This window comes from Streptococcus marimammalium DSM 18627 (genome assembly GCF_000380045.1).
Classification (GTDB): domain Bacteria; phylum Bacillota; class Bacilli; order Lactobacillales; family Streptococcaceae; genus Streptococcus; species Streptococcus marimammalium.
Map to the genome: position 1 here is coordinate 109,875 of NZ_KB904339.1, position 13,043 is coordinate 122,917.

The window sequence follows — 13,043 nt, forward strand, 5'->3', positions numbered from 1 at the left end:
CATAAAGTAAAAAGGCTTGGGCTTCCCCCAAGTCTTTTTGATTAGTAATATAATAATTCTTTGGATGTTTTGGTAAAAAGTTCAAAACCATTTTTTGTGACATGACCACAGTCCTCAATACGAACCCCCACTTTACCAGGAATATAAATGCCAGGTTCAACTGAGAAGCACATCCCCTCAACGATGGTCATATCATTACCAGCCATAATAGAAGGAAATTCATGAACACTCATTCCAATACCATGACCAAGTCGGTGATTAAAGTATTCACCATAACCTGCTTTTTCAATAATATCACGAGCAGCGGCATCTACTTGGCTAGCAGTAACTCCTGGTTTAATAAAATCAATGGCAGCTTGTTGAGCCTCGCGACAAAGATTGTAAATATCTTTTTTAAACTGGTCAGGCTTTCCAACCGCAACCGTTCTTGTCATGTCACTAGTATAACCAAGTGCTTCAACACCAAGATCAAACAATAATAAAGAATCATTTTCAATCTTATTAGTTCCTGGAATCCCATGAGGATTGGCAGCATTATTACCTGTTAAAACAAGAGTATCAAAACTCATTTTTTGGATACCTTGTTTTTTCATACCAAATTCAATTTGACTAATGATATCTGCTTCTGTTTTGTCAAGTGAAATATTATCAAATCCAATTTGAACTGCTTTATCGGCATAATCACCAGCAATGAACATTTTTTTGATTTCATCAGAAGACTTGATTAATCGCATGTGATTAATTGTGGGTGTTAAATCAACAAATTCACCAGTAAAGACTGTTTCCAAACCTTTTAGTTTAGAAATATTTAAGTTTTCAAATTCTACAGCAACTTGTGGATAGTCTATTTTTGGAAGAATAGCTTTCATTTTTTGCCAAGGGTGCTCAGAATCAACATAACCAATAACTGGGAAATCAAGGACTTCTTCTGCCCGTTTAGCATCTAATTGAGGAAGAAAAAGAAGTGGTTTTTTATCAGCAAATAAAAATAGGAACATCAAACGTTCATGAGGATCACTGTAAAAACCTGTTAAATAGTTGATAGATACCGGATCAGAAACAATAGCAACATTTATCATTTTTTCGGTTAAGGTATTAGTAAGTTGAGTAATTTTTGTCATTAGATTCACCTTTCTTTTTCTTATATTTTTTCAAAAAAAAACTAAAAAAGCAAGATAAAATATCAATTTGTTTAAAAAAATTGATAAGTTGCTTTAAAAAAAATATTTTTATGGTTGAAAGTGTTTTCAATTAGTGCTAAAATATTCTTGAAAGCGTCATTTTCAAAAAGAAAGGAAGTACTGTGAATGAATACTGATGATACTATCACGATATATGATGTTGCACGTGAAGCTGGTGTATCAATGGCAACTGTCAGTCGTGTTGTAAATGGTAATAAAAATGTAAAAGAAAATACTAGAAAAAAAGTATTAGAAGTTATTGAACGTCTTGATTACCGTCCAAATGCTGTTGCTCGTGGTTTAGCTAGCAAAAAGACAACAACTGTTGGAGTTGTGATTCCTAATATTTCAAACAGTTATTTTTCAATTCTAGCAAAAGGAATTGATGATATTGCATCAATGTATAAATACAATATTGTTTTAACCTCTAGTGATGAAGATGATGATAAAGAAATTAATGTTGTTAATACTCTTTTTTCAAAACAAGTTGACGGCATTATTTTCATGGGTCATCATCTCACCGAAAAAATTCGTGCAGAATTTTCAAGAACAAGAACACCAATTGTACTAGCAGGTACAGTTGATTTAGAACATCAATTGCCAAGTGTCAATATTGATTATCGTAAGGCTGTCCAAGAAGTAACAGATATTTTAGCTGAAAATCACCAAGAAATTGCTTTTATATCAGGACCATTGGTTGATGATATTAATGGTAAAATTCGTTTAAAAGGCTACAAGGATAGTTTGAAAAAAAATAACTTGCCTTATAAAGAAGGTCTTGTATTTGAAACAAAATATAACTATGAGGATGGCTTCCAATTAGCTAACCGAATTATAACATCTGGTGCTACAGCTGCTTATGTTGCTGATGATGAGCTTGCTGCAGGTCTATTAAATGGTTTGTTTGCAGCAGGGAAAAAAGTTCCTGAAGACTTTGAAATTATTACCAGTAATGACTCACCCATTACCAAATATACACGTCCAAATATGAGTTCAATTAGTCAACCGATTTATGATTTAGGAGCTGTTAGTATGAGAATGTTGACCAAAATTATGAATAAAGAAGAATTGGAAGAAAAAGAAATTATTCTTAATCATGGGATTAAAAAACGTCAAACGACAAAATAAATTATAAAGATAAAAAGCTTTACTTATTCAGCTCAACATCAAGTAAGGCTTTTTGTATGCAAAAATAAATAAACTAAATTTTATTTAAGTGGGAAATGATTAAATTAAGTTTAAAGGTATTTATTTGCTTGTGAAAACCTGCTTTCTATTAGCAATAACACTTAGAAAGCTAAAATTATATCAGTGAAATATAGCATTATCTAAACAATGAAGCTGTGTCTTGAGACAAGTATCAATTGGGATAATTTGACATCGAATATTATTTAATAAATTTTCAATATTAAACCTCCATCACTTTTTCTTGTGGAGAGTATTTTAAAAATTTTTATATAATTTTCTAGTTTTGACAAATCATAATATGTTTTCTTTAATCGTTTCAACTGTTTTTTATCTTTTAAAATATTATATCTTCATGGAAATCCTTAGAAAAGGTTAATCATTTGGTTATCGTAAAATTATCATCCTTAAAAACATTATTTATTAATTGTTGGATGAAAAATAAAATAAAATAAGATATAATAGAGCTATGAAAGTATTATTGTATTTAGAGGCAGAAAATTACTTAAGAAAATCAGGAATTGGTAGAGCTATTAAACATCAAGAGAAAGCTTTAAAAATGGTTAACCAATCCTATACGACAGATATTAATGACACCTATGATTTGATTCATATGAACACTTATGGTTACAATAGCTGGAAACTAATGAAAGAAGCTCAAAAAAAAGGTAAGAAGGTGATTATGCATGGCCATTCTACTGAAGAAGATTTTAGAGATTCTTTTATATTTTCTAATTTAGTTAGCCCCTTGTTTAAATGGTATCTTTGTCAATTTTATAAAAAAGCAGATGCCATTATTACACCAACAGAGTATTCAAAAACATTAATTGAAAATTATGGCATTAAAACACCAATTTTTGTTTGTTCAAATGGTATAGATTTAAAAAAATATGGTAAAAATCCTAAAAAAGAAACAGCGTTTAGAAATTATTTTAACATTAAAGACAATGAAAAAGTAATTATGTGCGCTGGTCTTTATTTCAAACGAAAAGGAATTGAAGATTTTGTCAAAGTAGCTGAAAAACTCCCAAATGTTCGCTTTATTTGGTTTGGTGAAACTAATAAGTGGGTTGTACCTCATTCTGTTAGAAATATCGTGACAAAAAATCATCCTCCAAATGTTACCTTTGCTGGATATATCAAAGGTGATGTTTTTGAAGGAGCAATGACAGCTAGTGATGCTTTCTTTTTCCCTAGTAAAGAAGAGACAGAAGGCATAGTTGTTTTAGAAGCTCTAGCAAGTAAACAAAAAACAATTCTTCGAGACATACCTGTTTATGACAGTTGGATAAATGAAAATGCAGTAGAATTTGGCAAGAATGTTCCAGAGTTTGTGGCAGCCATTCAAAGAGTTTTAGATGGAAAGAGTCACAAAGAAGATGAAGGATACAAAGTTGCTGAGACAAAAAGTATTGATAAAATAGGTCAAAGGCTTGTATCAATTTACGAGAAAGTGATGGCACTAAAATAATGAGAATAGGTCTTTTTACTGACACCTACTTTCCACAAGTATCTGGTGTTGCAACAAGTATTCGCACCTTAAAAACAGAGTTAGAAAAATTGGGTCATGATGTTTATATTTTTACAACAACTGACAAACATGTTAAGCGTTTTGAAGACCCAACTATTATTCGTTTACCAAGTATTCCTTTTGTATCATTTACAGATCGTCGCATTGTTTATCGTGGTCTTTTTTCTGCTTATAAGATTGCTAAAAAATATGATATCGAAATCATTCATACACAAACTGAATTTGGGATGGGTTTACTTGGAAAAATGGTTGGTAAAGCCTTAAGAATTCCGGTTGTTCACACTTACCACACACAGTATGAGGATTATGTAGGCTACATTGCTAAAGGGAAAGTGATTCGACCAAGCATGGTTAAATATATTGTTCGTGGTTATCTCAATGATTTAGATGGAGTAATTTGCCCAACTAGGATTGTCTACAATATATTAGATGACTATGATATTAAAATCCCTAAACAAATTATTCCAACTGGGATTAAGTTGGATCAGTTTGTTAATAGAGAAGTTTCTAAGGATTCGACTGCTGTCTTACGAAAGCAATTAGGAATCCTATCAGACGAAACCATGCTTCTTAGTCTATCTCGAATTTCCTATGAAAAAAATATTCAAGCTATTATCCAACAATTTCCTCTTGTATTGGCTGAATATGATAAGATTAAATTAGTGGTTGTAGGGGATGGTCCATATCTAGGCAATTTGAAAGATTTGGTTAATCAACTTAATATTCAAGACCATGTTATTTTTACTGGGATGGTTAGTCATGAAGAGACTGTTCTTTACTATAAATCTTGTGATTTTTTTATAAGTGCTTCAACTAGTGAAACACAAGGGCTAACCTATATTGAAAGTTTAGCTAGTGGAAAACCTGTTATTGCTCATGGTAATCCATATCTTGATGACTTAATCAATGAAAAAATGTTTGGTACCCTTTATTATCGTGAAACAGACTTGTCAGATGCCATTTTAGATGCTATAATTAATACTCCTAAAATGACTTCTAAACACTTAAGAGATAAACTTTGCGAAATATCAGCTGAAGAGTTTGGTAGATCTGTTTACACTTTTTATTTAGATGTTATCATTGCAAAGAAAATGGCTTCAAAAGAAAAGCTTTCCTTATCAGTTGAGGGTAGTAAAACAGATACATCAATCAAATTAGTTAAAAACACGATGTCATTACCCGTTAGAGCTATTAAATTAACGGCAAAAACTTCGGTTAAAGTCGTTAAAACACCTAAAAAAATTATCAATCGTATCAGAGATTTCTTGGAGTAAAGCCTTGAAATATTTATAAATCATGCTATAATGTCAATTAGAGACACGTTTTATCTCATCCTTTCTTTCTAGAGAGCGCTTGGTGCTGAAAAAGCGTAAGAAAAGAGATAAGATACTACTCTGTATCTTTTTATGAAAACATAAAACGGTGGCCACGATATAGCCAATTAGAGGTGTAGAGTTTTCTACATAAACTAAGGTGGAACCACGTTACGACGTCCTTTTGGATGTCGTTTTTTTGTTTTGATAAAGTTATATCTATTTTATATTAAAAGGAGAATCAAATGATTAATATTACTTTTCCTGACGGTGCTGTCCGTCAATTTGAATCAGGAGTAACTACTTTTGAGATTGCTCAATCCATCAGTAACTCACTTGCTAAAAAGGCCTTGGCTGGTAAATTTAATGATAAATTGATTGATACCACAAGAAAGATTGAAGAAGATGGTAGCATTGAGATTGTGACACCAGATCATGAAGATGCTCTTGACATTTTACGCCATTCCGCGGCTCATTTATTTGCACAAGCAGCACGCCGCCTCTTTCCTGAAATTAAATTAGGTGTCGGCCCAGCTATTCAAGACGGTTTTTACTATGATACCGATAATGATGCTGGACAAATTTCTAATGACAATTTGGAAGCCATTGAAGCTGAGATGAAAAAAATTGTCAAAGAAAATTTCCCAAGTATTCGTCAGGAAGTTTCTAAGAACGAAGCGCGTGAAATCTTCAAAAATGACCCTTATAAATTAGAATTGATTGAGGAACATTCTGAGGATGAAGGTGGCTTAACTATCTACACTCAAGGAGAATATGTTGACTTATGTCGTGGGCCACATGTTCCTTCAACTGGTCGTATTCAAGTTTTCCATTTATTAAATGTAGCAGGTGCATATTGGCGTGGCAACAGTGATAATGCTATGATGCAAAGAATTTATGGTACAGCTTGGTTTGATAATAAAGATTTAAAAGCTTATCTCAAAATGCGTGAAGAAGCAAAAGAAAGAGATCATCGTAAACTTGGAAAAGAACTTGATTTATTTATGGTTGACCCAGAAGTAGGACAAGGTCTCCCATTTTGGCTACCTGATGGTGCAACCATTCGTCGCACGATTGAGCGTTATATTACTGATAAAGAAATTGCTTCAGGGTACCAACATGTTTATACTCCCGTTATGGCAAATGTCGAGTTTTATAAAACATCAGGCCACTGGGACCATTACCATGAAGATATGTTTCCGCCAATGGATATGGGTGAGGGAGAACAATTAGTGCTTCGTCCAATGAACTGTCCACACCATATACAAGTTTATCGTAACCATGTTCATTCTTACCGTGAATTGCCAATTAGAATTGCTGAACTTGGCATGATGCACCGTTATGAAAAATCTGGTGCCTTATCAGGTTTACAACGAGTGCGTGAGATGACACTTAATGATGGTCATATCTTTGTGGCTCCAGAACAAATTCAAGAAGAATTCAAGAAAACTTTACAATTGATTATTGATGTTTATCGTGATTTTAATCTGACTGACTACAGTTTCAGATTATCTTACCGCGACCCTAATGACAAGGAAAAATATTTTGACAATGATGAGATGTGGGAAAAAGCACAAACCATGTTAAAAGCTGCAATGGATGATATGGCACTTAACTATTATGAAGCTGAAGGTGAAGCAGCCTTTTATGGTCCTAAGCTAGATATCCAAGTGAAAACAGCATTAGGTAATGATGAGACTTTATCAACCATACAACTTGATTTCTTGTTGCCTGAACGTTTTGATTTAGCATATACTGGTGCTGATGGAGAAGCACATCGTCCTGTTATGATTCATCGAGGTGTAGTGTCAACAATGGAGCGCTTCACTGCCTACTTAATTGAAACCTATAAAGGTGCCTTTCCAACTTGGTTAGCACCAACTCAAGTGACAGTTATTCCAGTATCAAATGATGCTCATACTGATTATGCTTGGCAAGTCGCTAATCAATTAAAAGAAAAAGGAGTGCGTGTTGTTGTTGATGAACGTAATGAAAAAATGCAATACAAGATTCGTCAAAGCCAAACACAAAAAATCCCTTATCAATTGATTGTTGGAGATAAAGAAGTAGAAGCTAATCTCGTTAATGTGCGTCGTTATGGAAGTAAAGAAACACACTCAGAAGAAGTGGATGTATTTATCTCTAATATTTTAGCAGATATTGCTAATTATTCTCGTGTTGATTAATCAACTAGCCTAGAAATTTTTTCTAGGCTTTTTCAATAGTCATTTGCTAAAACCTACAAAATGTTATTTAATATTAGTAAATAAGATATGGCATTGTTAAAGGAGTATAAGATGTCAACAAAATTTTTAACAGATATAGAAGAGCAATTAATCAAACACGGGTGGTCTGAAAAATTAATTCTACAAATGAAAAAAGAAGGTCAGGTTTTTTTAGATGTTAGGGTAGGTTCCCCAATTTTTCTGTCCTTATGGTATCAAACACTTAAACAGACATCCGACAAAAAAGTGTGTTTAAAGACCTTTTTAAATCATATCGGTATGACAAAAGATGATATCAAAATAGATAACCTTGGTATTAAAATGTTATTAGAAAAATTTTCACCAGTATTAAGACCTGATCATCATTTTTGGAAAAGTTTAGCCCAAACGGTTTCAAAAGCATTTCCAGAAAATGAACTGTGTCAAAAAACATTTTTCGCAAGGCAAATTCATCAGCTCCGATATCTCATATCAGGACAACAAGCACAGTGGATTAGAGATCATATAAAAACTGATAAAATGACTGATCAAGAGGCTTTAGCAGTCTTTTTAAAAGATAAAAAAGAGCAATCATGGATTCCCTTAGATTATGATTACAGTTTGAATGAATCGGCAAGATTACACAATAAATATTATCTTAAAAATGGTAAAAAAATTTTCCCCGATCAAGAAATAACTGCTAATTTTAAAGTGTTAATTCATTTTCATACAGAGTTTATTATTGATAAAAATGGCCATTTTGTTAATATGATAGATTGTGAAAGTCAATCAGAAAATGGCATTATTAATACAGCAAGTTTTAATTATGCAAATGGTAATTTTAAAAGACATAAAGAACTAGATATTAATCCTGTTTCAATACATGATCCTAAATGTAGGAAAAAATTCTTTCCAAGATTTAAAGCACCTCTTAATCTAAAAAAAGAATGGTTTTTCTTTGAGCCAAAAAATTGGCAAAAAAGTTATTTTCATGATGACAATGTCTATAAATACGTGGTAAGACAGGTAGATCATTTTAGAAAGACCATCAAAAAAGAAAGTTAAAAAGTGTTGGGCAAATTTGCCTAACACTTTTAATCAGATATTTTATAAAAGACACTGTGTTCAAAATGGCTACCACCTTCTAATTGTGTTTTGGTTGCTACCATTCGATCTCTTTTACTATCAGAAGTATCACCATCATCAGAAATAAAACTAGAAGCAGGAATAATCGTGTCTGCTGGAATAAGAATCAGCGAGTAGGCCTCATCATTATTACCATCTGGAACAATGTTAAGTTCGAGATTGTTTCCTCTTAAAAAAGCGCCTTGTATGACAAGATTTTCTGAGTCTAAACCATCTTGATTAAAAATAAGCATATCTCCTAGTTCATTTTGCCAAGTCCCGAGGATACTATTATAATCGCCTTTTTCAATGGCTTTTAAGGACATTCCTATTTGGGTGCCATTATCTTCATTATCACTAGTGGTTTGAGTAGTTGTTGTGACTGTTGTTTTCTCTTTTTCTTGATTATTGGTCTGACACGCTGATAAAGAGATCAGAAAAAAAGTTAGGAGCAATAATAAAATGATTTTTTTCATAGGTTATTCCTCTCATTCTAATACTTTTATTATATCACTTTCCCTTAAAAACATTTAATTTAAGAGAATCAGCATCTATTTCCCAAAAATTGATTAAAATTTGATAAAATAAAGGGTAAGTGAAGTTAAAGGAAGGGAGTTTTATGACTCAGATTAAATTATTAGCTTTAGATTTGGATGGGACCTTGTTTAATAACCAAAAAGAAGTTTCCTTTTTGAATAAAATGGCTATCATCCAAGCTAAAAATAAAGGAGTGAAAATTGTTATTACAACTGGTCGTCCCTTAAAAGCAATTGGAAATCTTTTAGATTTTTTAGATTTAAAAAGTCAAGAAGACTATAGCATTACTTTTAACGGAGGCTTAATTCAAAAAAATAACGGTCACTGTCTTTTTCAAAAAACATTAAGTAGAGAAGATGTGGAAAATATTACTGAGATGTTACTATCTTTAGGACTTCCAGTTGATATTATTAGTGATTCAAAGAGTTATACTCTAACAGCTCCTAACCATAATTCGCTTTACCCTACTGCTAATGTCCAATTAGATTTTCATGATATTAAAACACTTGATGAGCTTCCACATGGCATTGTTTATAATAAGATTGTTACCGTTTTTGATGCCAATTACTTAGATCGACAATTGCCTAATATTCCAAAGCATTTTCATCAAGAGTTTGAACTCTTTAAATCAAGAGACATCATGCTTGAAATTGTGCCAAAAGGTGTTAATAAAGGAAGAGCACTTGCCATTTTAGGTGAGCATTTAGGTATAAAAAAAGAAGAGATGATGGCTATTGGAGACGAAGAAAATGATCTTTCTATGTTAAGATGGGTAGGACTTCCAGTTATCATGAAAAATGCTTCAGTTGCTGTTAGAAAAGAATTTGAAAGAACGACCAGTCGCACAAATGATGAGTCAGGGGTAGCAGAAGCAATTGAAAAATATATACTAAGAGAGGGAAAAGATGGGATTATTTGATCGATTATTTGGCAAAAATAAAAAGGAAGATATCAGTGAGGAACTTGTTTCAACTAGTAAGCAAACTGATAAAGATAAAGTGTTAAATTTTAAAGATGATGACAAAAAAGACGATTTAGCAGTATCAGTTAATCCGCTAAGAAATGATCTCTTAGTTGAAAATCATCAAGAAAATACTTTTGTAACATTGAGAAACGGGCAAATGACAGAAATATCTGAAAATGATGATGAAAAACCAATCTTTGAGGATTGCTCTAACTCAGTTGAAACAAAAGAGCCAAAAACTGAAACAGAGAATCTTCAAGAATCTGATGAAGAAAAATATCACAGGACACTCAAAAAGACCCGAACAGGATTTGGAGCTAGATTAAATGCTTTTTTAGCAAATTTCAGAAGTATTGATGAAGACTTTTTTGAAGATTTAGAAGAAATGTTGATCTTATCAGATGTTGGTGTTTTAGTGGCGGCAAATTTGACCGAAGAATTACGCTATGAAGCAAGACTTGAAAATGCTAAACGACCTGAAGATTTAAAACAGGTTATTATCGAAAAATTAGTAACAATCTATGAAAAAGATGGTGAATTCAATGAAAAGTTAAATCTTCAAGAAGACTTAACAGTAATGTTGTTTATTGGTGTTAATGGCGTTGGTAAAACAACATCTATTGGTAAGCTTGCATACAAATACCAACAAGAAGGAAAGAAAGTCATGTTGGTAGCAGCAGATACCTTTAGAGCAGGAGCTGTTGCTCAATTGGTTGAATGGGGTAAAAGAGTAAATGTACCAGTTGTAACTGGAGCTGAAAAAGCTGACCCTGGTAGTGTGGTTTATGAAGGTATTGAAAGAGCTATTCAAGAAGGTGTTGATATTCTTTTAATTGACACAGCAGGTCGTCTTCAAAATAAAGACAATCTTATGGCAGAGTTAGAAAAAATAGGCCGTATTATTAAACGAGTTGTTCCTGATGCACCACATGAAACCTTGTTAGCGTTAGATGCATCAACGGGTCAAAACGCTCTTGTTCAAGCCAAAGAATTTTCAAAAATCGCTCCTGTCACTGGAATTGTTTTGACTAAGTTAGATGGTACCGGTAAAGGTGGTGTTGTTCTTGCTATTAGAGAAGAGCTTGATATTCCAGTTAAATTGATAGGTTTTGGTGAAAAAATTAATGATATTGGAGCTTTTAATTCAGAAAGGTTCATGCAAGGTTTATTAGAAGGGCTTATTTAAAAAATCTCGGAGTAAGAAATCTCTGAGATTTTTTATTTTTTAAAATACACGATAGACATAAGGATTATTAGGTTCTTGTACTTTTTGAATCGTTTCTATCTCCAGAACTGGTAAGGTTTGATTAAGATTTTGATTATATTCAAGATTTAGTGTTCCTTTGACCTTAACCCAGTTATTATTTTCTAGACTAATATTTTCCCCTTTGGTTAAAAGTCCATAAACGCCTGAGTCTGCGATGCAGTGAATAATTCCAAACCGAAAAAGAAATTGATAATTTTCAGTTTTAGGATCATTATAAACAAAGCCCAAAAAATTAATCTCTCTGCCGATGAACTCATCCGGGAAGAGATAGATAAGTTCCATCACTTCCATATAATTACTACTTGTAATCTTTAAAGGATTAGAATTTTTGTATTTGTCTAGAGCTTTTTTCATTTCATTATTATAAGAAGTTTTAGTGAAATAAAGACTAGTATCTGGTTTTAAATATTGTACACGCGTGCCATCACTACTTATACCTGTTGGTGAAGAGCCACTAGCAAGAGGGAAGTGATAGCCTTTTGCAGAAACGGTTGTAGAGTCAAGAGTTACTGTAGGAACTAAAAGGCCAACAAAAATTGGAAAGAGCAAAAGAATGATGCTAGCCGATTTAGATGATTTTGTCACCAAATGACTAGATATTTCTAATTTTTTCACCCAAATTATTAACTGGACAATAGCTAGTATGAATGATAAAATCATTGAAATATAAGCGAGATAAGAATAGTGAATGTTGATGTATTGATCCAATTTTCCAGATAATTGCAAGTACATCCCTAATTCAAAATAACCGACTAATATTAAGAATCTAAGCATCATATCACCCCCAAGAATAAACAGTAGAGAATAACAACAACACTAGATGTTGCAATGAATTGCAGGATAAAACGCTTCTTAAAAGAATTGATCATCATGAGAAGATTTTTAATGTCAATCATTGGACCAAAAAGAAGAAAAGCCATGACGGGTGCCATTCCAAAAGTTGATAATAAAGAAGCACCAATAAAAGCATCTGCTTCACTACAAAGTGACAAGATAAAAGCAAGCACCATCATGATTAAGATAGCTGTTAATGGATTGTGACCAATAGTTGTTAGAATACGAGAGGGAACATAAATTTGCATACCTGAAGCAACGAGACTACCAAAGACCAAATACCGTCCCACATCGAAAAATTCATCTATAGCATGTGCAAGGGCATAAAAGAGTTTTTGGGACCAATTTTTATCAGAATAGTCATGAAAATGTGTACTTTGACGATTAGGTTTTTGAATATTGCTATCAACCACAAATCCAAGCATAATCCCTAAACTAATTGCTACTAGCATAGCACCGACAAGTCTTAAAAATAAAAAACGAAAAGAATTACCAAATGCTGAATAAGTTGCAAATAAAACAATTGGATTAATGATTGGAGCAGTTGCTAAAAAAGGAATAGCAGTGTAGCTAGGTACTTTTTTTTCGATAAAGCGATTGACGATTGGGACTATCCCACATTCACATGATGGGAAAACAAAGCCAATCATTGTACCAAATAAAATACGGAGCCACTTATTTTTTGGAAGGTATCTCGTTACCATATCAGGTGTTAGATAAACTTCAATAGCCCCAGCTAAAATACTCCCTAAAAATACAAAAGGGAGGGCTTCGATGATAATTGATAAAAAAATAGCAAACCATTGTAAGACACTGCTTGGTAATTGATTAAAAATAGACATGAATTAAATCATCTCCTTATTGTTTGAGATAACAAAACAAGTTATCCTGAGATAAGTAGT

11 protein-coding genes are annotated in these 13,043 nt (G+C 32.6%); 7 read left to right on the forward strand and 4 right to left on the reverse strand.

The window, feature by feature from the left end:
- Positions 1 to 41 precede the first annotated feature (41 nt).
- Positions 42 to 1,121, reverse strand: coding sequence for a M24 family metallopeptidase (locus A3I1_RS0100565; protein ID WP_018369371.1), 1,080 nt, complete (start codon positions 1,119 to 1,121; stop codon positions 42 to 44).
- A gap of 186 nt (positions 1,122 to 1,307) precedes the next feature.
- On the opposite strand from A3I1_RS0100565, the gene ccpA reads away from it, so the two are divergent.
- From ccpA to A3I1_RS07645, 5 genes are all read left to right on the forward strand, one after another.
- A complete protein-coding gene (ccpA, locus tag A3I1_RS0100570; RefSeq protein WP_018369372.1) occupies positions 1,308 to 2,309 on the forward strand; it encodes a catabolite control protein A in 1,002 nt (333 codons plus the stop codon).
- A 526-nt stretch (positions 2,310 to 2,835) separates the two neighbouring features.
- Positions 2,836 to 3,837 carry an LTA glycolipid anchor biosynthesis glycosyltransferase, IagA/BgsA family gene (locus A3I1_RS0100575; protein WP_018369373.1) on the forward strand — a complete coding sequence of 334 codons (1,002 nt, stop codon included), beginning with the start codon at positions 2,836 to 2,838 and terminating at the stop codon, positions 3,835 to 3,837.
- Positions 3,837 to 5,171: a glycosyltransferase family 4 protein gene (locus A3I1_RS0100580; protein WP_018369374.1), complete on the forward strand. Its 1,335-nt coding sequence runs from the start codon at positions 3,837 to 3,839 to the stop codon at positions 5,169 to 5,171. Before A3I1_RS0100575 ends, A3I1_RS0100580 begins: the two co-directional genes overlap by 1 nt.
- Before the next feature lie 284 nt (positions 5,172 to 5,455).
- On the forward strand, positions 5,456 to 7,396 hold the full coding sequence (gene thrS / locus A3I1_RS0100585) for a threonine--tRNA ligase (protein ID WP_018369375.1): 1,941 nt from the start codon (positions 5,456 to 5,458) through the stop codon (positions 7,394 to 7,396).
- Positions 7,397 to 7,507: 111 nt separating this feature from the next.
- Positions 7,508 to 8,479 carry a DUF3114 domain-containing protein gene (locus A3I1_RS07645; protein ID WP_018369376.1) on the forward strand — a complete coding sequence of 324 codons (972 nt, stop codon included), beginning with the start codon at positions 7,508 to 7,510 and terminating at the stop codon, positions 8,477 to 8,479.
- 29 nt (positions 8,480 to 8,508) lie between these two features.
- Here A3I1_RS07645 and A3I1_RS0100595 read toward each other — a convergent pair whose 3' ends face one another.
- On the reverse strand, positions 8,509 to 9,015 hold the full coding sequence (locus tag A3I1_RS0100595; RefSeq protein WP_018369377.1) for a DUF6287 domain-containing protein: 507 nt from the start codon (positions 9,013 to 9,015) through the stop codon (positions 8,509 to 8,511).
- 143 nt (positions 9,016 to 9,158) lie between these two features.
- Here A3I1_RS0100595 and A3I1_RS0100600 point away from each other — a divergent pair, with 143 nt between their 5' ends.
- Positions 9,159 to 9,995, forward strand: coding sequence for a Cof-type HAD-IIB family hydrolase (locus tag A3I1_RS0100600; protein WP_018369378.1), 837 nt, complete (start codon positions 9,159 to 9,161; stop codon positions 9,993 to 9,995).
- Positions 9,982 to 11,226: a signal recognition particle-docking protein FtsY gene (gene ftsY / locus A3I1_RS0100605; protein WP_018369379.1), complete on the forward strand. Its 1,245-nt coding sequence runs from the start codon at positions 9,982 to 9,984 to the stop codon at positions 11,224 to 11,226. The genes A3I1_RS0100600 and ftsY overlap by 14 nt, the downstream gene beginning before the upstream one ends.
- A gap of 39 nt (positions 11,227 to 11,265) precedes the next feature.
- Here ftsY and A3I1_RS0100610 read toward each other — a convergent pair whose 3' ends face one another.
- Positions 11,266 to 12,081 carry a TIGR03943 family putative permease subunit gene (locus tag A3I1_RS0100610; RefSeq protein WP_026216709.1) on the reverse strand — a complete coding sequence of 272 codons (816 nt, stop codon included), beginning with the start codon at positions 12,079 to 12,081 and terminating at the stop codon, positions 11,266 to 11,268.
- A complete protein-coding gene (locus A3I1_RS0100615; protein WP_018369381.1) occupies positions 12,081 to 12,983 on the reverse strand; it encodes a permease in 903 nt (300 codons plus the stop codon). Before A3I1_RS0100615 ends, A3I1_RS0100610 begins: the two co-directional genes overlap by 1 nt.
- Positions 12,984 to 13,043 lie beyond the last annotated feature (60 nt).